General features: G+C 68.7%; 26 protein-coding genes. 11 read left to right on the top strand and 15 right to left on the bottom strand.

The genetic code is table 11. From position 1 onward, the window contains the following. The first annotated feature begins 4 nt into the window (after positions 1–4). From BMY35_RS11265 to BMY35_RS11255, 3 genes are all read left to right on the top strand, one after another. The gene (locus BMY35_RS11265; protein ID WP_093198236.1) at positions 5–829 is read left to right on the top strand and encodes a DUF429 domain-containing protein; all 825 of its coding nucleotides are present in this window, start codon (positions 5–7) and stop codon (positions 827–829) included. Between the two features lie 125 nt (positions 830–954). Next, the gene (locus BMY35_RS11260) at positions 955–1,152 is read left to right on the top strand and encodes a CsbD family protein (protein ID WP_093198234.1); all 198 of its coding nucleotides are present in this window, start codon (positions 955–957) and stop codon (positions 1,150–1,152) included. A gap of 104 nt (positions 1,153–1,256) precedes the next feature. Continuing rightward, entirely contained in the window at positions 1,257–1,754 is a 498-nt protein-coding gene (locus BMY35_RS11255; RefSeq protein WP_093198231.1) for a BON domain-containing protein, read from the top strand. Positions 1,755–1,848: 94 nt separating this feature from the next. Here the strand turns inward: BMY35_RS11255 and BMY35_RS11250 are convergent, their stop codons facing one another. The 6 genes from BMY35_RS11250 to BMY35_RS11225 all read right to left on the bottom strand — a co-directional run bounded on the left by BMY35_RS11250 (position 1,849) and on the right by BMY35_RS11225 (position 5,550). Next, positions 1,849–2,424: a ferritin-like domain-containing protein gene (locus tag BMY35_RS11250; protein WP_093198229.1), complete on the bottom strand. Its 576-nt coding sequence runs from the start codon at positions 2,422–2,424 to the stop codon at positions 1,849–1,851. Next, positions 2,421–2,987 (bottom strand): hypothetical protein, encoded by a 567-nt coding sequence (locus BMY35_RS11245; protein ID WP_093198226.1) that lies wholly within the window; start codon positions 2,985–2,987, stop codon positions 2,421–2,423. The genes BMY35_RS11250 and BMY35_RS11245 overlap by 4 nt, the downstream gene beginning before the upstream one ends. After that, a complete protein-coding gene (locus BMY35_RS11240; RefSeq protein ID WP_093198223.1) occupies positions 2,977–3,357 on the bottom strand; it encodes a phage holin family protein in 381 nt (126 codons plus the stop codon). The genes BMY35_RS11245 and BMY35_RS11240 overlap by 11 nt, the downstream gene beginning before the upstream one ends. A 36-nt stretch (positions 3,358–3,393) precedes the next feature. Beyond that, a complete protein-coding gene (locus BMY35_RS11235) occupies positions 3,394–3,768 on the bottom strand; it encodes a hypothetical protein (protein ID WP_093198220.1) in 375 nt (124 codons plus the stop codon). A 54-nt stretch (positions 3,769–3,822) separates the two neighbouring features. Next, on the bottom strand, positions 3,823–3,987 hold the full coding sequence (locus BMY35_RS11230; RefSeq protein ID WP_093198217.1) for a DUF1328 domain-containing protein: 165 nt from the start codon (positions 3,985–3,987) through the stop codon (positions 3,823–3,825). A 231-nt stretch (positions 3,988–4,218) separates the two neighbouring features. After that, positions 4,219–5,550, bottom strand: coding sequence for a sensor histidine kinase (locus BMY35_RS11225; RefSeq protein WP_093198213.1), 1,332 nt, complete (start codon positions 5,548–5,550; stop codon positions 4,219–4,221). 128 nt (positions 5,551–5,678) lie between these two features. Here BMY35_RS11225 and BMY35_RS11220 point away from each other — a divergent pair, with 128 nt between their 5' ends. Beyond that, complete coding sequence (locus BMY35_RS11220; RefSeq protein WP_019656595.1) at positions 5,679–6,311, top strand: response regulator; 633 nt, start codon at positions 5,679–5,681, stop codon at positions 6,309–6,311. A 46-nt stretch (positions 6,312–6,357) separates the two neighbouring features. Here the strand turns inward: BMY35_RS11220 and BMY35_RS11215 are convergent, their stop codons facing one another. Next, positions 6,358–6,768, bottom strand: a complete 411-nt coding sequence (locus tag BMY35_RS11215) for a response regulator transcription factor (RefSeq protein WP_093198211.1) — start codon at positions 6,766–6,768, stop codon at positions 6,358–6,360. A 236-nt stretch (positions 6,769–7,004) separates the two neighbouring features. Here BMY35_RS11215 and BMY35_RS11210 point away from each other — a divergent pair, with 236 nt between their 5' ends. Further along, positions 7,005–9,029 (top strand): AsmA family protein, encoded by a 2,025-nt coding sequence (locus BMY35_RS11210; protein ID WP_093198207.1) that lies wholly within the window; start codon positions 7,005–7,007, stop codon positions 9,027–9,029. On the opposite strand, the gene BMY35_RS11205 is transcribed toward BMY35_RS11210, so the two are convergent. From BMY35_RS11205 to gpmA, 3 genes are all read right to left on the bottom strand, one after another. Next, a complete protein-coding gene (locus BMY35_RS11205; protein ID WP_093198205.1) occupies positions 9,026–9,787 on the bottom strand; it encodes a HesA/MoeB/ThiF family protein in 762 nt (253 codons plus the stop codon). The two genes, BMY35_RS11210 and BMY35_RS11205, sit on opposite strands and share 4 nt — an antisense overlap. A 12-nt stretch (positions 9,788–9,799) precedes the next feature. Continuing rightward, positions 9,800–11,242 (bottom strand): S41 family peptidase, encoded by a 1,443-nt coding sequence (locus BMY35_RS11200; RefSeq protein WP_093198490.1) that lies wholly within the window; start codon positions 11,240–11,242, stop codon positions 9,800–9,802. A 127-nt stretch (positions 11,243–11,369) separates the two neighbouring features. Beyond that, entirely contained in the window at positions 11,370–12,113 is a 744-nt protein-coding gene (gpmA, locus tag BMY35_RS11195; RefSeq protein ID WP_093198202.1) for a 2,3-diphosphoglycerate-dependent phosphoglycerate mutase, read from the bottom strand. A 105-nt stretch (positions 12,114–12,218) separates the two neighbouring features. Between gpmA and BMY35_RS11190 the strand changes: the two genes are divergently transcribed. From BMY35_RS11190 to nadA, 6 genes are all read left to right on the top strand, one after another. Further along, positions 12,219–12,602 carry a rhodanese-like domain-containing protein gene (locus BMY35_RS11190; protein WP_371287158.1) on the top strand — a complete coding sequence of 128 codons (384 nt, stop codon included), beginning with the start codon at positions 12,219–12,221 and terminating at the stop codon, positions 12,600–12,602. A 20-nt stretch (positions 12,603–12,622) separates the two neighbouring features. After that, positions 12,623–12,883, top strand: coding sequence for a glutaredoxin 3 (gene grxC / locus BMY35_RS11185; protein ID WP_093198197.1), 261 nt, complete (start codon positions 12,623–12,625; stop codon positions 12,881–12,883). A gap of 119 nt (positions 12,884–13,002) precedes the next feature. After that, positions 13,003–13,467, top strand: a complete 465-nt coding sequence (secB, locus tag BMY35_RS11180) for a protein-export chaperone SecB (RefSeq protein ID WP_093198195.1) — start codon at positions 13,003–13,005, stop codon at positions 13,465–13,467. A gap of 35 nt (positions 13,468–13,502) precedes the next feature. Then, on the top strand, positions 13,503–14,534 hold the full coding sequence (locus tag BMY35_RS11175) for an NAD(P)H-dependent glycerol-3-phosphate dehydrogenase (protein ID WP_093198192.1): 1,032 nt from the start codon (positions 13,503–13,505) through the stop codon (positions 14,532–14,534). 25 nt (positions 14,535–14,559) lie between these two features. After that, positions 14,560–15,438, top strand: a complete 879-nt coding sequence (gene nadC, locus BMY35_RS11170; RefSeq protein ID WP_093198189.1) for a carboxylating nicotinate-nucleotide diphosphorylase — start codon at positions 14,560–14,562, stop codon at positions 15,436–15,438. A 7-nt stretch (positions 15,439–15,445) separates the two neighbouring features. Continuing rightward, positions 15,446–16,567, top strand: coding sequence for a quinolinate synthase NadA (gene nadA / locus BMY35_RS11165; protein ID WP_093198187.1), 1,122 nt, complete (start codon positions 15,446–15,448; stop codon positions 16,565–16,567). A 121-nt stretch (positions 16,568–16,688) separates the two neighbouring features. Here nadA and BMY35_RS11160 read toward each other — a convergent pair whose 3' ends face one another. The 5 genes from BMY35_RS11160 to nadB all read right to left on the bottom strand — a co-directional run bounded on the left by BMY35_RS11160 (position 16,689) and on the right by nadB (position 21,131). Beyond that, positions 16,689–17,051: a 6-pyruvoyl trahydropterin synthase family protein gene (locus BMY35_RS11160; RefSeq protein ID WP_093198488.1), complete on the bottom strand. Its 363-nt coding sequence runs from the start codon at positions 17,049–17,051 to the stop codon at positions 16,689–16,691. A 45-nt stretch (positions 17,052–17,096) separates the two neighbouring features. Then, the gene (gene queE / locus BMY35_RS11155) at positions 17,097–17,735 is read right to left on the bottom strand and encodes a 7-carboxy-7-deazaguanine synthase (protein WP_093198184.1); all 639 of its coding nucleotides are present in this window, start codon (positions 17,733–17,735) and stop codon (positions 17,097–17,099) included. Continuing rightward, complete coding sequence (gene panC / locus BMY35_RS11150) at positions 17,732–18,571, bottom strand: pantoate--beta-alanine ligase (RefSeq protein ID WP_093198182.1); 840 nt, start codon at positions 18,569–18,571, stop codon at positions 17,732–17,734. The genes queE and panC overlap by 4 nt, the downstream gene beginning before the upstream one ends. 13 nt (positions 18,572–18,584) lie before the next feature. Continuing rightward, on the bottom strand, positions 18,585–19,487 hold the full coding sequence (gene panB / locus BMY35_RS11145; RefSeq protein WP_093198179.1) for a 3-methyl-2-oxobutanoate hydroxymethyltransferase: 903 nt from the start codon (positions 19,485–19,487) through the stop codon (positions 18,585–18,587). A gap of 69 nt (positions 19,488–19,556) precedes the next feature. Continuing rightward, on the bottom strand, positions 19,557–21,131 hold the full coding sequence (gene nadB / locus BMY35_RS11140; RefSeq protein WP_177213610.1) for an L-aspartate oxidase: 1,575 nt from the start codon (positions 21,129–21,131) through the stop codon (positions 19,557–19,559). Between the last annotated feature and the right edge of the window lie 30 nt (positions 21,132–21,161).

The raw sequence follows: 21,161 nt of genomic DNA, 5'->3' as shown, positions 1-21,161 counted from the left end.
GGCCGTGCTGCTGTTCGGCTGCGACTTCTCCAGCGCGCCGACGGCACGCAAGCCGATCGTGGTGGCGACCGGAGAGCCGGACGGCGCCGACCGCGTGAGGCTGACCGGCCTCCAGCGCTTTGCGACGCTCGACGCATGGGGCGAATGGCTGCGTGCCACGCCGGCCTGGACTGGCGGCTTCGACTTTCCGTTCAGCCTGCCGCGCGAACTCGTCGAGCACCTGCGCTGGCCGCTGCAATGGGAGCCGCTGATGGCCCACTACGCCAGCCTGAGCCGCGCGGAAATCCGCGAGACCTTCGCCGCCTTCTGCGCGGCGCGTCCGGCCGGCGGCAAGTTCGCGCACCGCGCGACCGACGGGCCCGCGGGCTCCAGCCCGTCGATGAAATGGGTCAATCCGCCGGTGGCCTACATGCTCCATGCGGGCGTGCCGCGCCTCCTGGCCGCGGGCGCGCGCATTCCGGGCCTGCACGCCGGGCGCAATGCGGATCGCGTGGCGCTGGAGGCCTATCCGGGTCTGCTCGCGCGTGAGCTGATCGGCCGGCGCAGCTACAAGAGCGACGATCTGCAGAAGCAGACACCCGAGCGCCGCGCCGCTCGCGTCGACCTGCTGGCCGCGCTCGAGGCCGGATCGGCCCGCCTCGGGCTGAAGCTCGTCCTCGCCGGGCCGCAGCGGGCCGAACTGCTGGCCGATGCTCGCGGCGACGACATCGACGCGGTGCTGTGCCTGCTGCAGGCCGCCTGGGGCCGGCAGCGCGCCGGCAGCCCCGGAGCGGGCCACGGCTTGCCGGAAGACATCGATCCGCTTGAAGGATGGATCGTCAGCGCCTGAGCCTCGTTGTCCTACACCGCTTCGGGGCTCCGTCGGCATTCGCCGTCACCGGCCCGAGCCTAGATTGAAACCAGTGGGCTGATCCGGCCCACGAATTTCATCACTCCCATCAGGAAGGAAGCGACATGAACAAGGACCAAGTGGCAGGCCGCGTCGAGGAAGCCAAGGGCAAGCTGAAGGAAGTCGCCGGCAAGGTCGTCGGCAACGAGAAGCTCGAGGGCGAGGGCATTGCCGACCAGGCAGCCGGCAAGGTGCAGAAGACCTACGGCGACGTCAAGGAAAAGGCCAAGGACGCGATCAAGTCGGGTGCCGACAAGCTGTGAGCGTCGAAAGGCCCGGCTGCCGGCGCTCCGGCAAGCCCTTGCAGGCCTTTGCGGGCCTTTCCGTCTTTCCGCCTTTTCATTTCCCCGAGCAACAGGAGGATTCCATGAACAGATCGACCCAACACATCGCCATGCCGCATTCGCGCGCATGGCTTGCCGTGCTCGTGGCCGGCGCGGCGCTGACGCTGGCCGCCTGCGACAAGTCCGACAACCGCACCGCGGGCGAGAAGCTCGACAGCGCCGTTGCCAAGACCGAGCAGGCCGCCGACACCGCGGCAGCGAAGACCGGCGAGGCCGTCAAGGACGCCAAGGCGAAGATCGAGTCGTCCAGCACCACCGCCGAGGTGAAGGAGGCCGCCAAGGACGCCGGCGCCGCGGTGAGCGCGACGGTGAACGATGCCGCCATCACGGCTTCGGTGTCCGCGGGCCTGGCCAAGGACCCGGACCTGAGCGCGCTCAAGATCAACGTCGACACCAAGGCCGGCGCGGTGAGCCTGAAGGGCCCGGCGCCCACGGCCGCCGCCAAGGCGCGCGCCGAGGAGATCGCCAAGGGCGTGCAGGGCGTGACGTCGGTGGACAACCAGCTCGAGGTGAAGGGCTGATCGTCTTCATCCCGTCTCCGCTTCGCCCATTAAAAAAGCCCGGTTCGCGCCGGGCTTTTTTAATGGTGCGGGGCGGATGCCGCCCCGGGGCGGTTCAGTGGCCCAGCCAGTCCTTCAGTTCGTCGGCATGCTCTTCCTCGTCGGAGAGGATGTCCTCGAGCATGCGGCGCGTGGTCGGGTCCTTGTCGCCGATCAGCGCGATCATCTGGCGGTACGACTCCACCGCCACGCGCTCGGCGATCAGGTTGGCGCGCACCATCGCCTGCAGGTCGGTCGATTCGTCATACGCCGCGTGGCTGCGATCGAGCAGGTGCGAAGGCGCGAAATCGGGTTCGCCGCCCAGTTGCACGATGCGCTCGGCAATGCGGTCGGCATGGGCCGATTCCTCGTTGGCGTGCACAAGGAACTCGTCGGCGATGGCGGGCGATTCGACCCCGTTGGCGGTGAAGTAGTGGCGCTTGTAGCGCAGCACGCAGACCAGCTCGGTGGCCAGCGCATCGTTGAGCAGCTTGAGGACGTCGTCGCGCCAGGGGCCGTAGCTCGGGGTGACGGCGCCGTCGTCGAGGCTCTTGCGCGCGGCGTCCAGTCCGCCCTGGTCGAGTTCCAGGTGCTTGTGCGCGGCGGCCTTGGAAGAAGACGAGGAGGAGGAAGAGGAAACATCGGTTTTCATGCAGTGTCCTTTCGTGGGGAGCGGGGAGGGTGAGGGGGGCTCTGCGGCTTGCGCATCAGCGTGTTGACGAGGTCTGCCACGTCGGATGTCTTCAGTACCGCCGCCAGCACCGCGGTGGCCGACAGCAGCCGCCAGGGCCTGGCGAGTACCAGCAGGGCGCCGGTGGCGGCCGCGGCCGCCATCAGCTTTGCCGGTTCCTTGCGCGCGTAATGCTCGAGCACCGGGCGCGCCAATTGGCCGACCGCATGCGCGGGGTGCCTGCGCCACCAGCGTTCCACCACGCTGCGGCCCACGGCGAGCCACACGTTGTCTCTTCCTCCTCTTGCTCCTCCTTGTTCTCCTCTTCCTCGAGCATGGCCTGTATGGCCCTGGTGCCGTTCATCCGGTGCGGAAGCGGCTTGCGCGTCGTGGTGCGCGTATTCCAGGTCATCCAGTTCCCCCAGCTCCTCGTCTTCCGCCGGCGCGCCCGCGTCCTCGTTCAGCTGCCGCACCAGCGCACGGCGCGAGAGGGCCAGGCGCTGCAGCGGAGTGAGAGGCGAGGGAAGGCGGCGGTCAGCGGCCATGGGGGGCTCCGGCTTCGCGCAGGGCCTGCAGGTCGGCGTCGAGCTGCGTGCGCAGGTCGTCGAAGCCGTAGCTCGGCGCGGGTCGCGTCGCGTACCAGGTGCAAATGAGCGCGATCACCACCGCCACGGCCGGCACGGCCACCAGCACCCAGTGAAAGCTGCCGTGCATCACGCCGAGCAGCACGGCCACGCCGATCAGCCCGAGCGCCAGCGTGGCGCTTGCCACTGCCAGCACGCCCGCGACGATGCGCGCGGCAATGCCGCGTCCCGCTTGCGCGGACTCCTGGCGGACGAGGGCGGCGTAGTTGGCGAGGTGTTCAGCGACGAGTTCCGGATGCCCGAGCACCGTGGAAAAAATCGGATGGAGCATGGTGCCGGGATCGGTCGACGACGGACGCTTCGTGGATCAGTAGTCGTCCCGGCTGCGGCGGCTGGCCAGCACGATGAGCGCGGTGATGGCTGCGCCGGCGGCGGCCGCGAGCAGCACCGAGCGCACGGGCTGGTCGGAGATGTAGCGGCCGGTGACGTCGGCGGCCTGCTCCAGGCGGCGCTGGGCGCGCGCGCTGGTGGTGGAGGCAGCGTCCAGGCCGCGCTGAACGGCTTGCTGCACGCGGGCCGCGAGTTGTTCGACGGCCGGTTCGGATTCGCGCTGCAGGTCGCGGACCTTTTCGCCCGCCGCATTCACCGCGTTCTGTGCGTAGGCGCGGGTGGTTTCGACCGCGTCACGGGCGGTCTGGCGCGCTTCGTCGGCGATCTGCGATGGGGTCTTGGTCGTGTTCATGTGAAGGTCCTTTCCGGAAAAATGAAATGCGCAAGCCTGTTGATCGTAACGACGCTACTTGCGTCGTAGCAAGCCGGCAAGGAAGCTCGCGATCGCGAGGATCACGAAGATCACGAAAAGGATCTTGGCGATGCCCACCGCGCTGGCGGCGATGCCGCCGAACCCGAAGAGGGCCGCGATCAGGGCGATGACCAGAAACACCACGGCGTAATGCAGCATGTGGAACTCCTTCGAGGCTTGCCTCGCTGTGTCTTGGAAAACGTCGGAACGTCGTATCCGGCAATCCCGAGGGGAAGAACCGGATGGCACGGTGTCAACCTTAAGCGGGGGGCCGCCCCGGACCTGTCAGCGGCCGGGGTTGGGGTGCGTAGGAGACGGCCGAGTCGCCCCGGGGCAGGGTGTGCAGGAGTTCCGGAGAGGAGCAGGGCAGGAGCGCGCGGGGAATCGGGATCAGGCCGAGGCCGAGGCGGCCTTGACGATCGGCAGCATCGCGCTCAGCCGCGTGCCCTTGCCCGGCGCGGACCACACCGTGAGCCTGCCGCGCGCGGCCTCCACCCGGTGCCGCATGCCCGCGAGGCCGTGCGTCGAGGGGCGCACGCGCTGCGTGTCGAAGCCCTTGCCGTTGTCCGCCACCTCCACCACCACGTGGTTGTCGTAGTTCTTGAGAACGATGGTGGCCTCGCTCGCCTCGGCGTACTTGCCGATGTTGGTGAGGCTCTCCTGCACCATGCGGTAGATGGTGAGCTGGCGCGACTCGTCCATGGTCACGGGCTCCAGCACCATCTCGACCTGCAGGCCGGAGCGTTCCCCGAACTCGCGGCCCAGGATCTCCAGCGATGCGACCAGCCCGAGGTTGGCCAGCGACGAGGGCCGCAGGTCCTCGATGATCCGGCGCTTGAGCGCGATGCCGCTGTTGAGCAGCTCGGTCAGATGCTGCAGCCGCTGGATCGCGTCAGGCGCGTCCGCCAATCGCGACTTCAGCCGCGCCACGTCGAGCTTGGCCGCGGTGAGCAGCGAGCCCAGCTCGTCGTGCAGCTCGCGCGCGAGGAAACCGCGCTCGGTCTCGCGCACGTCCTGCAGGTGGGTGGCCAGCTCGGCCAGCGAGGCGGTGCGCTCGCGCACTTCGTCTTCCAGCGCGTTGCGCTCGCGTTGCAGGGCCTCCTGCTGGCGCTCGCCGATGGAGCGCAGAACGTGCGTCTGGCGCAGGTACAGGAAGAAGGCGAACAGGGCGGCCAGCGCCACGATGGCGGTGCCGATGCGCGCCAGCTGCAGCGAGCGCAGCACCTGCGCCTGGCTCTGGCTCAGGGTGGCGTTGCTGACCTTCACCAGATCGCCCGCCGTCGCGCGGATGGCCTCCATCTCCTCCTGGCCCACGTCGGTCGTGATGACGAACTTCCAGGCGTCGTCCTTGCCGTCCTGGCGCAGGCGCACGCTCATGTCCATCTCGGCGACCTTGCGCAGCACGTGCTTCGACAGTTCGGCCAGCCGGGTGAGCTCGGCCGGGCGGTCGGCATACAACCGGCGCAGCGTGGCGAGGTGGCCGTCGACCTGCTTGACCGCCTCGTCGTAGGGTTTTCGGTAACTCGCCTCGCCGGTCAGCAGGTAGCCTCGCTGGCCGGTCTCGGCGTCCAGCATGTTCTGCAGGATCTTGTTGAGCGTGCCCCGCACCTGTTGCGCCTCGTCGATGTCGGCGAGGGCGCGGGTGGACTGCCGGTAGCCGGCCTCGTTGATGCCGACGAGGGCCAGTGCGGCCAGCGCCGCGAGCAGCAGGCTCACGGCCATTCTTGGTGGGGCTAACCAGTGCATGAAACTTTCAAGGCTGCTTGCGGCGCAAGTTCGTGAATAATTGACAACAATCAGGGACCAGGCAGGTTGCGGCTTGCGTGCGCAACACTCAACGAAAGTAGCAAATGATCAAAATCGGAATTGTGGACGACCACGCCATCGTGCGATCGGGCCTCCGGCAGTTCTTCTCCGAGCACGTGGACCTGCGCGTGGCGGGCGAGGCAGCCAGCGGTCGCGAAGCCATCGAACTGGTGCGCACCACGGAGCTGGACGTGCTGGTCATGGACCTTTCGATGCCCGGGCAAAGCGGTATCGACGCACTCGCCATGATCCGCGCCAAGGCGCCGGACGTGGGCATCCTGATCCTGAGCGGCTACCCCGAAGAACACTACGCGATGAACCTGATCCGCCAGGGCGCGAGCGGCTACCTCAACAAGGAATGCGATCCCATCGAGATCGTCAACGCCATCCGCACCATCGCGCTGGGCCGGCGCTACATCACGCCCGCCGTTGCCGAACTGCTGGCCCGCCAGCTCGACCGCAAGGACGACGCGGCCCCCCATGAGCAGCTCTCGGAGCGCGAATTCCAGGTGTTCCTGAAGCTCGCCAAGGGCGAGACCGCCGGCGACATCGCCAAGACGCTGTCGCTGTCGGTGAAGACCGTGAGCACCTACCGCACGCGGCTGATGGAGAAGATGAACCTGTCCTCCAACAGCGACCTCACGTACTACGCGCTGAAGAACAAGCTGATCGACTGAGGCCGGTCGGCGGGCAGGGAAGGGGTCCAAGGCGGCTTCTTTCTTCTCAGCCCGCACCGGGCGCGGGGCGCGAGGCCCGGTCACGGGCCTGCACCAGGCAGAACTCCACCAGCGCGTCGATCTCGTTCGACTTGTCGAACACCGCGTCGACGCCGAACTCCGCGCAGCGCCGCCGGATGTCGGGCGTCGCGTAGTTGCTGAGCACCACCACCTTCTGTACCGGCTTGCGGGCCTGGCAGGCCTGGAGCACGCCCAGGCCGCTGCCTTGCTTGAGGAAGAGGTCGACGATGACGAGGTCCCACTCGCCGTCGTGGCCGAGCAGCCAGGCGCGGGCGCCGCTTTCGGTTTCGGCGAAGCCGACGACGGTGGCGCAGGTGAGTTCTTCCAGCGTGCCAATGAGGTTTTCACGGATCGTGAGGTTGTCTTCGACGACGTAGGTCTGCAATCTGGAGTCCATGCCGAACCGCGCTTCCTCTCTGGTTGGCAGGCGCACTCGCGGCGCCCCGTTGGCTGGGAAAGCCTGCCAACGAACTGTGCGGCTTCCCCGTTCCACATCATGCAAGCTTCGGCGCGGCACGGCTGTAGGCGGGTTCCCACGCATGCATCCGCGAGCCGTTTCGTAGGCAATGCCTCACGGTTTCTGCGGCCCGCCGCCGACCGGAGAGAGGCCATCATCGGAGTTACAAGGAGCCCATGGAAAAGAACGAGACCACCAACAGCATCCCGCGCAAGCGGCCGCTCTGGCCGAAGCTGCTGGCGGGCCTGGTGCTGCTGTTCGCGGCGCTGGCGGTGGGGCTCGCCTTCTTCCCGTGGGACGTGCTGCGCGAGCCGGTCAACCGCTACGTCAGCGAGAAGACCGGGCGCAAGTTCGAGATCACGCGGCGGCTCGACGTGGGGCTCGGGTGGCGGCAGGCTACCGTCAGGCTCGACGGAGTCGAGTTCGCCAATCCCTCGTGGGCGCGCGACCCGTACCTGGTGAAGGCCGAGCGCGCCGAGTTCGAAATCGGCCTCTGGCCGCTGCTTTCCAGCAGCATCGTCATTCCGCGGCTGGCGCTTTCCTCCCCCACGGTGGGGCTGCAGATGGAGTCCGACGGCCGCCGCACCTGGGCGCTGGGCAAGGACACCTCCGACGGCGGCACCGTACCGACCATCGGCCAGATCCAGGTCGACAGCGGCGCGGTCGACTTCCTCGCGAAGCACCTGGGCGTCGACGTGCACGCCGACCTGAACTACGACAGCAGCCGCGGCGAGATGCCGCTCGACTACCGCATCAAGGGTCGCTACAAGGGCCAGCCTCTGACCGCCAGCGGGCGTACCGGTAACGTGCTGCAGATCAGCGCCGCCGGCGCGCCGCCTTTCCCGCTCGAAATCCGCGCCGCCGCCGGCCAGACCCAGCTGAAGGCGACGGGCACCGTGGCGCGCCTCTCGGACCTGGACGGCATCGACGCCAGGTTCGAGATCAAGGGCCAGACTTTGGGCGCCCTGTTCCCGCTGCTGGGCATCGCGCTGCCGCAGACCTCGCCCTACATGCTGAGCGGCAAGCTCGACAAGCGCGGCAAGCTGTGGGAGGCCTCCGGTCTCAAGGGGCGGCTGGGCCTGTCCGACATCGCCGGCGACATGCGCTTCGACCAGGCCGGCAAGCTGCCGCACCTGGCGGGCGACCTGCGCTCGAAGGTGATGGACATGGACGACCTCGGCCCGCTGATCGGCCTGCCGCCCACGGCGCGTACCGCCGCCACCGTGGAAGGCGTGGCGCCGCCGCCCACCGTCACCCAGGTCAAGCGCCCCGGCGGCAAGGTGCTGCCGACGGCGCCGCTGGACTTCGAGCGCCTGCGCGCCATGAACGCCGACGTGAAATACACGGCCGACCGCATCCGCAACGTGCGCGACGTGCCGCTCGAGCGCGGCAGCGTGCAGGTGAAGCTGGCCGAAGGCGTGCTCACGCTCGACCCGCTCGACCTGGGCGTGGCCGGCGGCAGGCTCAGCGGCGCGATCCGCATCGACGGCTCGAAGAACCCGGCGGACATTCGTGCCTCGCTCGACGCACGGGCCATGCAGCTGGCCCGGCTGTTCCCGAAGCTTGAAACCACCGGCAACAGCGTCGGCCGGCTGGACGGGCGCATCAACCTCTCGGGCTCCGGCAGCACCGTGGCCAACTGGCTCGGAGGCGTGTCGGGCGACGTGGCGGTCATCTCGGGACGCGGGCAGTTCGGCAACCTGCTGCCGGTGTTCGCGACGCTGGTGGGCGGCGACATCATCAAGTTCATGCTGCGCGGCGACCGCAACGTGGAACTGCGCTGCGCGGCGCTGGCCTTCGACGTGAACAAGGGCCTGATGACCGGCCGCACGCTGGTGGTGGACACGACCAATGCCGTCTTCATCGCCACCGGGCAGGCCAATCTGGCGACCGAGGGGCTGGATTTCGTGGTCCGTCCGGAGCCCAAGAGCAAGAGCATCCTCTCCATCCGCACTCCGCTGGTGGTGAGCGGCACCTTCGGCGATCCGAAGGGCGGCCTGGAGGTCGGACCGCTGGCCGGGCGCGGGTTGGCCGCATTGGCGCTGGGCGCCATCAATCCGCTGCTGGCGCTGGCCGCGACCATCGAGCCGGGGCCGGGCGAGGACTCCGACTGCAAGGGCGTGGTGGCGCAGGCGAACAAGCCCTCCGCAGGAGCCGCGGCCAAGGGCGCCGCCCGGGCGAAGGGCGCGAAGCAGCCTTAGGTGGAAGAGTGGCGCTTCGCGCAGACGCTGCAGTGCGGGTCGCGCGCCACGCGCAGCGTGTCGAAGGAAGTGCTGCGCCCGTCGAACATCAGCAGCCTGCCCGCCAGCGACGGCCCGATACCGGCCAGCAGCTTCAGGGCCTCGCTGGCCTGCAGCGTGCCGATGGTGCCCACTACCGGGCCGAACACGCCGAGCACCGCGCAGCGCGTTTCCTCGAAGGTCGCATCGGGCGGGAACAGGCAGGCGTAGCAGGGCGATGCGTCGTCCCGGGTGTCGTAGACGCTCAGCTGCCCGTCGAAACGGATCGCCGCACCCGCCACCAGCGGCTTCGAATGAGCCACGCAGGCGCGGTTGACGGCCTGCCGGGTGGCGAAGTTGTCGCAGCAATCGACCACCACGTCGGCTTCGGCAACCAGGCGCGACAGCAGCGCCTCGTCGGCGCGCAGCGCATGGGTTTCGATGGCGATGTCGGGATTGATGCCGCGCATGGCCTGGGCGGCTGATTCGACCTTGGGAAGGCCGACCCGGTCATGCGAATGCGCCACCTGGCGCTGGAGATTGGTGAGATCGACCTCGTCGTCGTCGATCAGCACGATGCGGCCGACGCCCGCCGCAGCGAGATACAGGGCCACCGGCGAGCCCAGCCCGCCGGCGCCTATGACGAGAACCCGTCCGGCGCTGACGCGGGCCTGGCCGTCGATGCCGAATTCTTCGAGAAGGATGTGGCGCGAATAGCGCAGCAGCTCGCTATCTTCCATGCGCCACCGGGCTCAGTTTTCCTTCTTCTCTTCCTTGTTGTCGACGATGACCTGCGTCTTGCTGACCAGCACCGGCTGGCCCTTCAGGCGGTTGAGCGCCTGAACGAGCGGGAAGTCCTTGTCGGTGCCGAACTCGGGCACCTTGCGGTCCTGCGGCGGCTTCTTGGCTTCTTCCTCGAGGCGCTTGCGGGCTTCGTCGCGGGCCTTCTCGCGTTCGGGGTCCTTGACTTCGGGGCCCTGGCCGCTGGCCAGGTGCTTCTCGAGGTCGGCCTCGCGCATGCGCAGGGCGGCGAAGGGGCTGCCCTCGGCGCTTTCGTCGACCAGCACGTTGGGCACGATGCCCTTGGCCTGGATCGAGGTGCCGCTGGGCGTGTAGTAGCGCGCGGTGGTGATCTTCAGGCCGGTGTCGGGGCCGAGCGGACGCACCGTCTGCACCGAGCCCTTGCCGAAGGTCTGGCTGCCCATGATGGTGGCGCGCTTGTGGTCCTGCAGGGCGCCGGCGACGATCTCGCTGGCCGAGGCCGAGCCTTCGTTCACCAGCACCACCAGCGGCACGCTCTTGAGCGCGGCCGGCAGGCTGCGCAGCGGGTCGCTGCCCGAACGGCGCTGGTAGAACTCCGGCGCCGCCTTGTAGACCGACTTGCTCTCGGCCAGCTGGCCGTCGGTGGTGACCACCGTGACGTTCTCGGGCAGGAAGGCCGACGACACCGCCACCGCGGCGTCGAGCAGGCCGCCCGGGTCGTTGCGCAGGTCGAGCACCAGGCCCTTGAGGTTCGGGTCTTCCTTGTACAGCTCGTCGATCTTCTTCACGAAGTCGTCGACGGTGCGTTCCTGGAACTGCGACAGGCGGATCCAGCCGTAGCCGGGCTCGATCATCTTGCCGCGGACCGACTGCGTGCGGATCTCTTCACGCGTGATCGTCACGGGGAAGGTGCGGCTCTCGTCCTTGCGGAAGATGGTCAGCAGCACCTTGGTGTTGGCTTCGCCGCGCATGCGCTTGACCGCCTCGTTCAGCGACAGGCCGCGCACGGCGGTGTCGTCGATCTTGGTGATCAGGTCGTTGGGCTTCAGGCCCGCGCGGAAGGCGGGGGAGCCCTCGATGGGCGAGACGACCTTGATCAGGCCGTCTTCCTGGGAAATCTCGATGCCCACGCCGACGAAGCGGCCGGTGGTGCCTTCCCTGAATTCCTTGAAGGACTTCTTGTCGAAGTACTGGGAATGCGGGTCGAGCCCGGCGACCATGCCCGAGATGGCGTCCGAGATGAGCTTCTTCTCGTCGACCGGCTCCACGTAGTCGCTCTTGACCATGCCGAAGACGGCGGCGAGCTGCTGCAATTCCTCGAGCGGCAGCGGCGCGAGCGAGCCGCGCGCGACTGTCTGCAGCGAGACGGTGGTCAGGACGCCTGCAACGGCGCCGGCGGCGACCCAGCCGGTGATCTTCAATTTCTGGCCCATCATGAGTGGTTGTCCTTGTCGGCGGCTGTCAATCCAATATACACAGCTTGGAAGCAAATTGTTTGCCGGGGTTCCACGGGTGGAGTGCCGGACGGGGGCTTTTACAGGGCAGTCCCGGGGCCTTTTTTCAGCCCTTGCCCTGCGACGCCACCGCGGCGGCGGCCTTTTCGGCGGCCGCGGCATCGCCGAGGTAGTAGTGGCGCAGGGGCTTGAGGTCGTCGTCGAGCTCGTAGACCAGCGGAATGCCGTTCGGGATGTTCAGGCCGACGATGTCGTCGTCGGAGATGCCGTCGAGGTACTTCACCAGGGCGCGGATCGAGTTGCCGTGGGCCGCCACCACCAGCCGGCGGCCGGTGCGGATGGCCGGCGCCATCGATTCGTTCCAGAAGGGCAGCACGCGCGCCACCGTGTCCTTCAGGCACTCGGTCAGCGGGATCTGCTCGGGCGAGAGCTTGGCGTAGCGCACGTCGCCGCGCTCGCTGCGCGGGTCGTCGGCTTCCAGCGGCGGGGGCGGGGTGTTGTAGCTGCGGCGCCAGACCAGAACCTGCTCGTCGCCGTACTTCTTGGCGGTTTCGGCCTTGTTCAGGCCCTGCAGGCCGCCGTAGTGGCGCTCGTTCAGGCGCCAGGAGTGCACCACGGGCAGCCAGGTGCGGTCGAGCTCGTCGAGCGCGTGCCACAGGGTGCGGGTGGCGCGCTTGAGCACGCTCGTGTAGGCGACGTCGAAGTCGTAGCCCTCGGCCTTGAGCAGCCGGCCGGCCTGCTTGGCCTGTTCGACGCCGGTTTCGGTCAGGTCGACGTCGGTCCATCCGGTGAAGCGGTTTTCCAGATTCCAGGTCGATTCACCGTGACGGATCAATACCAGTTTGTGCATGTGGGAGGCCTTTGGCTGCGCTTGCGAAACCTCGCATTCTAAAATCCCCGGTTTGCCATTCAAGGAACCCCCGTGAAATTGATCGAATTCGTCACCGCGAACTGGATGCTGATCCTGATCGCGCTCAGCTCGGGTGCCATGCTGGCCTGGCCGCTGGTGCGGGGGGCGGGCGGCGGAACGCTCACGGCGCAGGGCGCCGTCCAGCTCATCAACCGCGAGCGCGCGGTGCTGGTCGACGTGCGCGAACCTGAAGAATTCGCCACCGGCCACATGATCGGCGCCAAGAACGTCCCCCTGAACCAGCTCGAGGAAAAACTCGCCGGCGCGGTCAAGAACAAGAACGTGCCGCTCCTGCTGGTGTGCGCCACCGGCGCCCGCGCCCAGCGCGCCGTGGCCATGGCCAAGAAGCTGGGTTACGAGCAGGCCCAAGCCGTGGCCGGCGGACTGAAAGCCTGGAAAGACGCTAACCTGCCCGTTGAAAAGGCCTGAAATCCCCCGAGATGGAGCGTATGCAAGCAGTCAAGATGTACACCACCGCCGTTTGCCCTTACTGCATCCGCGCGAAACAGATCCTGAAGTCCAAGGGCGTCGAGCAGATCGAGGAGATCCGCATCGACACCGATCCCCAGGCCCGCAACACCATGATGGAGGTCACCCAGCGCCGCACGGTGCCGCAGATCTTCATCGGCGACACCCACGTGGGCGGCTGCGACGACCTGATGGCGCTCGACAGCCGCGGCGGCCTCGTTCCGCTGCTGCAGGCCGCCTGAAACCGGTCCTGCCCCGGAACCGTCTTCCGGCCGGGCCATAATCGCCAGTTCACTCATCTGCAGCCCGCTGCGGGACCCTCTCCCCGGCGGGCATTGTTTTGATCCTCGAAAGTTCAGCCATGGCCGACCAGCAAGCCCAAGATCCCGTCTTCCAGATCCAGCGCGTCTACCTCAAGGACCTGTCGCTCGAACAGCCCAATTCGCCGGCGATCCTGCTGGAGCAGGAGCAGCCCACCGTCGACATCCAGCTCGGCGTGGACGCCCAGCCGGTGGCCGAAGGCATCTTCGAGATCACCGTGGCCGCCACCGTGCAGACCAAGATCGGCGACAAGACCGTGTTCCTGGTCGAGGCCAAGCAGGCCGGCATCTTCGAGATCCGCCACCTGCCGGAAGAGCAGATGGGCGCCATCCTCGGCATCGCCTGCCCGCAGATCGTCTACCCGTACCTGCGCGGCAATGTGGCCGACGTGATCCAGCGCGGCGGCTTCCCGCCCGTGCACCTGGCCGAAATCAACTTCCAGGCCATGTACGAGCAGCAGCAGGCACAGGCAGCCGGCCAGGCTGCGCCCTCGCTGGCACAGTAATCGCGGCATTGCAGCCGTAGCAGCCACAGACGCCGATGAAGATCTGCGTTCATGGCGCCGGTGCCTGGGGCACGGCGGTCGCCGTCAACGCGGCGGCCCGCCACGAAGTGACGCTCTGGGCGCGTGACGCCGCCCAGGCCGACGCCATGTCGGCCGCGCGAGAAAACTCCCGCTACCTGCCCGGGCTGGCCCTGCCGGCCTCGCTGGCCGTGCGCGCCGGCGACATCGCCCAGGCGCAGGCCGGTGCCGACCTCGTCATCGTTGCCACGCCCATGGCGGCCCTGCGCGAGCAGCTCGTCGCGCTGCGCGGCACCACCGCCGCGGTGGCGTGGCTTTGCAAGGGCGTCGAGCCCGCGCTCGACAGCTCCTCCCCCGCATCCTTCGGCCTGCTGGCCCACGAGATCTGGGCGCAGGTTGCTCCTGATTTGAGAGCGGGCGTGCTCAGCGGCCCCAGCTTCGCGCAGGAGGTTGCCGAAGGGCGTCCGACCGCGCTGGTGGCCGCCAGCCCGCACGCCGCCGTGCGCGACATGCTGGTCGACGCCTTCCACGGCCCCGCGCTGCGCGTCTATGCCAACGAAGACATCGTCGGCGTGGAAGTGGGCGGCGCGGTCAAGAACGTGCTGGCCATCGCCACCGGACTGTGCGACGGCCTCGCGTTGGGGCTCAACGCCCGCGCGGCGCTCATCACGCGCGGCCTCGCCGAAATGACGCGCTTCGGCCTCGCGCTGGGCGCCCGCGCCGAAACCTTCATGGGTCTTTCGGGCCTGGGCGACCTCGTTCTGACCTCGACCGGTGACCTGTCGCGCAACCGAAAGGTCGGCCTGCTGCTGGCGCAGGGCCGCACGCTGGCGCAGGCCGTCGATTCACTGGGCCACGTGGCAGAGGGCGTGTACTGCGCCCGTACCGTGGTGCAGCGCGCGCGCGGCCTCGGCATCGAGATGCCGATCGCCGAAGGCGTGGTCGCGCTGCTCGACGGCCTTGTGAGCCCGCAGGACGCCGTGGCGGCGCTCGTCGGCCGCGACCCGGTGCCGGAAACGGTGCAGGCGTCCCCTCGTCAATCCCCCTGAGAAAAACGCAGAGACAAAGAGAGCCATGAGCCTTCGCTTTGATTTTTCAGCGTCGGCCGTGGCCGCGCTGGCCCTGTCCGATGCCACCCGCGCATTGCAGGAAGACGTCGCCGGCGGCGACCTCACCGCCTCGCTGGTCGACCCGGCCCGCAGCGCCCGCGCCCGAGTGCTGGCGCGCGAGGCCGCCGTCGTGTGCGGCGCCCCCTGGGTCGAGGCCACGCTGCGGCAGCTCGACCCGCAGGTGCGCATCCAGTGGCTGTGCGCCGAAGGCGAGCGCTGCGCGGCCGACCAGACCGTGCTCGAGATCGAAGGTTCGGCCCGCGCGCTGCTGACCGCCGAGCGCACCTCGCTCAACTTCCTGCAGCTGCTGAGCGCGGTAGCCACCAAGACCGCGATCTACGCCGATGCCGTGCGCGGCACCCGCGCGCGCATCGTCGACACCCGCAAGACCATTCCCGGCCTGCGCCTTGCGCAGAAGTACGCCGTGCGCACCGGCGGCGGCCTGAACCACCGCATCGGCCTGTACGACGCGGTGCTCATCAAGGAAAACCACATCGCCGCGGCCGGTGGCGTGGCCGCGGCCCTGCGCGCCGTGGCCCCCGTGGCCTCGCAGGCCGAGTTCGTCGAGGTCGAGGTCGAGACGCTGGCCCAGCTGCGCGAGGCGCTCGATGCCGGCGCGCGCATGGTGCTGCTCGACAACATGGACCTGCCCACGCTGCGCGAGGCCGTGCGCATCAACGACGAGGCCGGCGAAGACCGCAAGGCCGTGCTGGAGATATCCGGCGGCGTCACACTGGAAGGCCTGCGCGCCCTGGCCGAAACCGGGGTCGACCGGATTTCCGTCGGTGCCCTGACCAAGGACGTCAAGGCCATCGACTACTCGATGCGTTTCCAGGAAGGCTGATCCGCCCATGTCGTCCACGGTCATCGACGTCGACTACGAACAGCCCGCCGAAACCACGGCCGGCGCCGTCTGCGACACCCGCCACGCATGGGCCCGCGTGCCGCCCGAGCCTTCGCCCGACGAGCGCGTCGCGCTGAAGGAGCGCATCCGCCGCCTGCTGCGCGAGCGCAACGCCGTGATGGTGTCGCACTTCTACGTGCACCCGGACCTGCAGGACCTCGCCGAGGAAACCGGCGGCATCGTGAGCGATTCGCTCGAAATGGCGCGCTTCGGCCGCGACCACGCCGCGCAGACGCTGGTGGTGTCGGGCGTTCGCTTCATGGGCGAGACCTCGAAGATCCTCTCGCCCGAGAAGCGCGTGCTGATGCCCGACCTCGACGCGAACTGCTCGCTCGACCTGGGCTGCCCGGTCGACCAGTTCAGCGCCTTCTGCGACCAGCATCCCGACCGCACCGTGGTCGTCTACGCCAACACCAGCGCGGCCGTGAAGGCGCGGGCCGACTGGCTCGTCACCTCCAGCTGCGCGCTCGACGTGGTGAACGCGCTGCACGCGGCGGGGCAGAAGATCCTCTGGGGCCCGGACCGCCACCTGGGCGACTACATCCGCCGCCAGACCGGCGCCGACATGGTCAGCTGGAACGGCGCGTGCATCGTGCACGACGAGTTCAAGGCGCTGGAACTCGAGCTGCTCATGAAGGAGCATCCGAAGGCGAAGGTGCTGGTGCACCCCGAGTCGCCCTCGGACGTGATCGCGCTGGCCGATGCGGTGGGCTCCACCTCGGCCATCCTGAACGCGGCGCAGCGCATGGACGCCAACGAGTTCATCGTCGCCACCGACAGCGGCATGCTGCACAAGTTGCGCACGCTGAATCCCGGCAAGGTCTTCATCGAGGCGCCCACGGCCGGCAACGGCGGCACCTGCAAGAGCTGCGCGCATTGCCCGTGGATGGCGATGAACGGGCTGGCGGAGCTGGCGAATGCGCTGGAGACGGGGGCCGGGGAGATCCACGTCGATCCGGCGCTTGGGCTGCGGGCCCGCGTGCCGATCGACCGGATGCTGGCGTTCACCGCCGGGCTTAAGAACGGCCAGGCGCCCGGCAGCCTGGTGGCCGGCATCGGCGCCGCCTGACCCTGTCTTTCTCCTTCCCCCTCTGGGGGAAGGTTGGGATGGGGGCGGGCAGAGCGCTCGATGGTGGCGCCGCTTGCCCCCACCCCGGCCCTCCCCCAGAGGGGGAGGGAGAAAGAAAAACCTAGAAGTCCACGGTGCAGGAGTCGCCGAGCGCCTCGCGCCACACGCGCACGCGAGCCAGCGAGGGCCGCAAGTCCGGCAGCGCATCCGCGATGAACACGCACAGGTTCTCCAGCGTCGGCGGATGCAGCCCCGCCACGTCGTCCAGCAGGTGATGGTCGAGCTGCTCGCGCACGTCCTCCAGCCGGCGGCGCAGCAGCCCCAGGTCGATCACCATCCCCGTCACCGGATCGCGCTCGCCCGTGAGCCACACCTCCGCGTGGTAGGTGTGGCCGTGGATACGGCGGCTGCCTTCGACTTCGATCTCGCGCTTGAGCGTGTGGGCGGCATCGAAGAAGAAGCGTTGGCTGATGGTGAATCGCATCGTCAAAGGAAAAACTCGGGGAACTCGGGGAAAAGTGCACCCGCCTCAACGGATGCCGGTGATCTTGTGCGTCTGCACGCTGAGCCGCCACGCGGGCTGCTTCATGCATTCGGCAATGCAGAGCTCGGTGTTCGCGACGCGGTCGGGCCCGTCCATGGGCTGCAAAAAACGGTGCGTGAACTCACCGGTGCGTGCCATCGTGTCGAGGTCGAATTCGGCCTGCGGCCACACCAGCTTCAGCTCCTGGCCGCGTTGCTGCACCCACGGCGCGCCAGCCTTGGGGCTGATGCACAGCCAGTCGATGCCCTCGGGCGCCTCGACCGTGCCGTTGCTCTCGACGGCGATACGGAAACGGCGCGCATGCAGCGCGTCGACCAGGGCGGCGTCCACCTGCAGCAGCGGCTCGCCGCCGGTCAGCACCACAAGCCGGTGATCGGCATCGGCGGCCGGCCATTGCGCAGCGATGGTGTCGGCGAGCAGGTCGGCGGTCTTGAACTTGCCGCCCAGCGTGCCGTCGGTGCCGACGAAATCGGTGTCGCAGAAGCGGCAGATGGCGGAGGCGCGGTCTTCCTCGCGGCCGGTCCAGAGGTTGCAGCCTGCGAAGCGGCAGAACACGGCCGGCATGCCGGCCTGGCCGCCTTCGCCCTGCAGCGTGTAGAAGATTTCCTTGACGCTGTAGGTCATGGGGCCGGCGTCTCGATTTCGAGGTTGTCGATCAGCCGCGTGGTGCCCAGGCGGGCGGCGGCCAGCGCCACCAGTGCGTCGCCCGCGGCGGGTGCCTGCAGGTCGGAGCGGCGGCGCAGCACGAGGTAGTCGGGCTGCCAGCCGCGCCCGGTCAGCGTCTGCATGGCGCGCGCCTCGATGGCGTCCAGGTCGCGCTCGCCCGAGCGCACCGCCTCGGCCATCGCCTTCAGCGCCTTCGACAGCTGCACGGCCTCGGCGCGCTCGCTCTCGCTCAGGTAGCCGTTGCGCGACGACAGCGCCAGGCCGTCGTCGGCGCGGAAGGTCTCGCCGCCCACGATCTCGATCGGCAGCGCGAACTGCCGGACCATGTGCCGGATCATCATCAGCTGCTGGTAGTCCTTCTTGCCGAACACCGCCACGCGCGGCTGCACGCACTGGAAGAGCTTCATCACCACCGTGCAGACGCCGATGAAGAAGCCGGGGCGGAAGTGCCCTTCGAGGATGTCGGCCAGCGCCGGGTCGGGGTGCACCTTGCAGGTCTGGGGCTCGGGGTAGAGCGCCTTCTCGTCGGGCGCGAACAGCACGTCGCAGCCGGCGGCGCGCAGCTTCTCGCAGTCGCTGTCCCAGGTGCGCGGGTAGGTGTCGAAGTCCTCGTGCGGCAGGAACTGCAGGCGGTTCACGAAGATGCTGGCCACGGTCACGTCGCCCAGCGGCTTGGCCTGCTTCACCAGGGCCACGTGGCCATCGTGCAGGTTGCCCATGGTGGGGACGAAGGCGGGGCGCCCGAAGGCGGCCAGGTGGCTGCGCAGGTCGTCGATGGTGTGTGCGATGTGCATGAGGTTTCCTTCCTTACCAGGCGTGGAGTCGGTCGTCGGGGAAGCTGCCGTCCTTGACGGCCTGAACGTAGGCCTTGAGCGCGGGCAGCACGCCCGGCGCGTCGGCCATGAAGTTGCGCACGAACTTCGGCATCTTCCCGAGGTTGATGCCCAGCATGTCGTGCAGCACGAGCACCTGTCCGGCGGTGGCCTTGCCGGCGCCGATGCCGATGGTGGCGCAGTGCTTCAGCTCGGTCGTGAGTTCGGCGGCCAGCGCAGCCGGCACCATTTCGAGCACCAGCATCGCGGCGCCCGCGTCCTGCAGCGCGTGGGCCTGCTGCTTCAGCAGCGCGCCGGCAGTGTCGCCCTTGCCTTGCACGCGATAGCCGCCCAGCGCGTGCACCGTCTGCGGAGTCAGGCCGAGGTGGGCGCACACGGGAATGCCGCGCTCGACCAGGAAGCGCACGGTCTCGGTGGTCCAGCCGCCGCCTTCGAGCTTGACCATGTGCGCGCCGGCCTGCATCAGCACGGTGGCGCTGCGCAGCGCCTGTTCGCGCGATTCCTGGTAGCTGCCGAAGGGCAGGTCGGCAATCAGCCAGGCCGTGCCCTGCACGCGGCGCAGGCCGCGCGAGACGCTGTCGGTGTGATAGCGCATGGTGTCCAGGCTCACGCCCACGGTGCTGTTCAGGCCCTGGCAGACCATGCCGAGCGAATCGCCGACCAGCAGGCAGTCGACGCCGGCCGCGTCGGCCATGGCCGCGAAGGTAGCGTCATAGGCCGTCAGCATCGCGATCTTCTCGCCGCGGGCATGCATGTCGGCCAGTCGCGGCAGGCTCACGGGCTTGCGCGATGCGGGCGGAGAGGCCGGCGGCAGCGTGCCGTAGGGCGAGGCCGGCGGTGCTTCAGTGGCGGCGGTGGTGGGCGTGGTGTTCGACATGGTTGGGTTTCTCCCTGCGGGCGTCGGTGGCCGGGCATCCTTGAGTGAAGAAAAACGAACGGGTGAGGGTTATCGGTCCGCCGGAGGCGCCAGCACCGTGGGCGCTGTGGGCTCGGCGAGCGAGGGGTAGTCGCGGCTGAAATGCAGGCCACGGCTCTCGTGGCGGGCCTGCGCGGAACGAACGATCAGCTCGGCCACCTGCACCAGGTTGCGCAGTTCGAGCAGGTCGCGCGTGACGTGGAAGTTCGCGTAGAACTCCTGGATCTCTGCCTGCAGCAGCGCGATGCGGTGGCTCGCGCGCTCCAGGCGCTTGTTGGTGCGCACGATGCCGACGTAGTCCCACATGAAGCGGCGCAGCTCGTCCCAGTTGTGGGAGATGACCACGGCCTCGTCGGCGTCGGTGACGCGGCTGTCGTCCCAGGCGGGCAGTTCGGCGCGTTCACGCACCGGCGCCGAGGCGATGGCCCCCGCCGCGGCGCGCGCGAACACCATGCATTCGACCAGCGAGTTGCTGGCCAGCCGGTTGGCACCGTGCAGGCCGGTGCAGGCGGTCTCGCCGATGGCGTAGAGGCCCGGGATGTCGGTGCGCCCGCTCAGGTCGCTGAGCACGCCGCCGCAGGTGTAGTGCGCGGCGGGCACCACCGGGATGGGCTCGCGCGTGATGTCGATGCCCAGCTCCAGGCAGCGCGCCAGGATGTTGGGGAAGTGCTCCTTCAGGAACGCGGCCGGCTGGTGCGAGATGTCGAGAAGCACGCAGTCGAGGCCGTGCTTCTTCATCTCGAAGTCGATGGCGCGGGCCACCACGTCGCGCGGCGCGAGTTCGGCGCGCTCGTCGTGCTTCGGCATGAAGCGGGTGCCGTCGGGCAACTTCAGCAGCCCGCCTTCCCCGCGCACCGCCTCGCTGATCAGGAAGGACTTGGCGTGCGGGTGGTACAGGCAGGTCGGGTGGAACTGGATGAACTCCATGTTCGACACCCGGCAGCCCGCGCGCCACGCGGCGGCGATGCCGTCGCCGGTGGCGGTGTCGGGGTTCGTCGTGTACAGGTACACCTTGCCCGCGCCGCCCGTGGCCAGGATGGTGTGCGGCGCGCGGAAGGCCAGCACCTCGTCGGTCTGGTCGTCGAGCGCGTAGAGGCCCAGGCAGGCCGGGTCTTCCAGTCCGATCTTGGGGCCGGTGATCAGGTCGACCAGCGTGTGGTGCTCGAACAGCGTGATGTTCGGCGTGCGGCGCACGCGCTCGATCAGCACCTGCTGCACGGCCGCGCCGGTGGCGTCGGTCACGTGCACGATGCGGCGCTGGCTGTGGCCGCCTTCGCGCGTGAGATGCAGGTCGCCGTCTTCTTCCGAGAAGGGCACGCCCAGCTCGCGCAGCCAGCCGATGGCCTCGGGCGCGTGCTCGACCACGAAGCGCGTGGCCTCGGGGTCGCACAGGCCGGCGCCGGCGATCAGCGTGTCTTCCACGTGCGCGTCGAAGCTGTCGCCCGCCGCCAGCACCGCCGCGATGCCGCCTTGCGCCCAGGCGCTGGAGCCGTCGTTCAGCGCGCGCTTGGTCAGCACGGCCACGCGGTGCGTGGGCGCCAAGTGCAGCGCCGCCGAGAGGCCGGCGAGGCCGCTGCCGATGATGAGGACGTCGAAATCGCGCACGGCGGAAGTCACTGGATATGCAAACCGGTT

Origin of the sequence: Variovorax sp. YR750 (genome assembly GCF_900109805.1) — a bacterium.
GTDB lineage: Bacteria > Pseudomonadota > Gammaproteobacteria > Burkholderiales > Burkholderiaceae_C > Variovorax > Variovorax gossypii.
The sequence above is the reverse complement of the archived record's forward strand: the minus strand, read 5'-3'. Positions and strand labels throughout refer to the sequence as shown.

Excerpts from the sequence above, each read along its gene's own strand:
- gpmA (WP_093198202.1), bottom strand. The coding sequence starts at position 12,113 with ATGCACAAACTGGTATTGATCCGTCACGGTGAATCGACCTGGAATCTG.
- BMY35_RS11255 (WP_093198231.1), top strand. The coding sequence starts at position 1,257 with ATGAACAGATCGACCCAACACATCGCCATGCCGCATTCGCGCGCATGG.
- BMY35_RS11245 (WP_093198226.1), bottom strand. The coding sequence starts at position 2,987 with ATGGCCGCTGACCGCCGCCTTCCCTCGCCTCTCACTCCGCTGCAGCGC.
- nadA (WP_093198187.1), top strand. The coding sequence starts at position 15,446 with ATGTCGTCCACGGTCATCGACGTCGACTACGAACAGCCCGCCGAAACC.
- BMY35_RS11235 (WP_093198220.1), bottom strand. The coding sequence starts at position 3,768 with ATGAACACGACCAAGACCCCATCGCAGATCGCCGACGAAGCGCGCCAG.
- BMY35_RS11240 (WP_093198223.1), bottom strand. The coding sequence starts at position 3,357 with ATGCTCCATCCGATTTTTTCCACGGTGCTCGGGCATCCGGAACTCGTC.
- BMY35_RS11225 (WP_093198213.1), bottom strand. The coding sequence starts at position 5,550 with ATGGCCGTGAGCCTGCTGCTCGCGGCGCTGGCCGCACTGGCCCTCGTC.
- BMY35_RS11250 (WP_093198229.1), bottom strand. The coding sequence starts at position 2,424 with ATGAAAACCGATGTTTCCTCTTCCTCCTCCTCGTCTTCTTCCAAGGCC.
- BMY35_RS11160 (WP_093198488.1), bottom strand. The coding sequence starts at position 17,051 with ATGCGATTCACCATCAGCCAACGCTTCTTCTTCGATGCCGCCCACACG.
- secB (WP_093198195.1), top strand. The coding sequence starts at position 13,003 with ATGGCCGACCAGCAAGCCCAAGATCCCGTCTTCCAGATCCAGCGCGTC.
- BMY35_RS11205 (WP_093198205.1), bottom strand. The coding sequence starts at position 9,787 with ATGGAAGATAGCGAGCTGCTGCGCTATTCGCGCCACATCCTTCTCGAA.
- BMY35_RS11200 (WP_093198490.1), bottom strand. The coding sequence starts at position 11,242 with ATGGGCCAGAAATTGAAGATCACCGGCTGGGTCGCCGCCGGCGCCGTT.
- panB (WP_093198179.1), bottom strand. The coding sequence starts at position 19,487 with ATGTCGAACACCACGCCCACCACCGCCGCCACTGAAGCACCGCCGGCC.
- nadC (WP_093198189.1), top strand. The coding sequence starts at position 14,560 with ATGAGCCTTCGCTTTGATTTTTCAGCGTCGGCCGTGGCCGCGCTGGCC.
- BMY35_RS11260 (WP_093198234.1), top strand. The coding sequence starts at position 955 with ATGAACAAGGACCAAGTGGCAGGCCGCGTCGAGGAAGCCAAGGGCAAG.
- BMY35_RS11230 (WP_093198217.1), bottom strand. The coding sequence starts at position 3,987 with ATGCTGCATTACGCCGTGGTGTTTCTGGTCATCGCCCTGATCGCGGCC.
- BMY35_RS11190 (WP_371287158.1), top strand. The coding sequence starts at position 12,219 with ATGCTGATCCTGATCGCGCTCAGCTCGGGTGCCATGCTGGCCTGGCCG.
- BMY35_RS11220 (WP_019656595.1), top strand. The coding sequence starts at position 5,679 with ATGATCAAAATCGGAATTGTGGACGACCACGCCATCGTGCGATCGGGC.
- queE (WP_093198184.1), bottom strand. The coding sequence starts at position 17,735 with ATGACCTACAGCGTCAAGGAAATCTTCTACACGCTGCAGGGCGAAGGC.
- BMY35_RS11210 (WP_093198207.1), top strand. The coding sequence starts at position 7,005 with ATGGAAAAGAACGAGACCACCAACAGCATCCCGCGCAAGCGGCCGCTC.
- BMY35_RS11175 (WP_093198192.1), top strand. The coding sequence starts at position 13,503 with ATGAAGATCTGCGTTCATGGCGCCGGTGCCTGGGGCACGGCGGTCGCC.
- panC (WP_093198182.1), bottom strand. The coding sequence starts at position 18,571 with ATGCACATCGCACACACCATCGACGACCTGCGCAGCCACCTGGCCGCC.
- grxC (WP_093198197.1), top strand. The coding sequence starts at position 12,623 with ATGCAAGCAGTCAAGATGTACACCACCGCCGTTTGCCCTTACTGCATC.
- BMY35_RS11215 (WP_093198211.1), bottom strand. The coding sequence starts at position 6,768 with ATGGACTCCAGATTGCAGACCTACGTCGTCGAAGACAACCTCACGATC.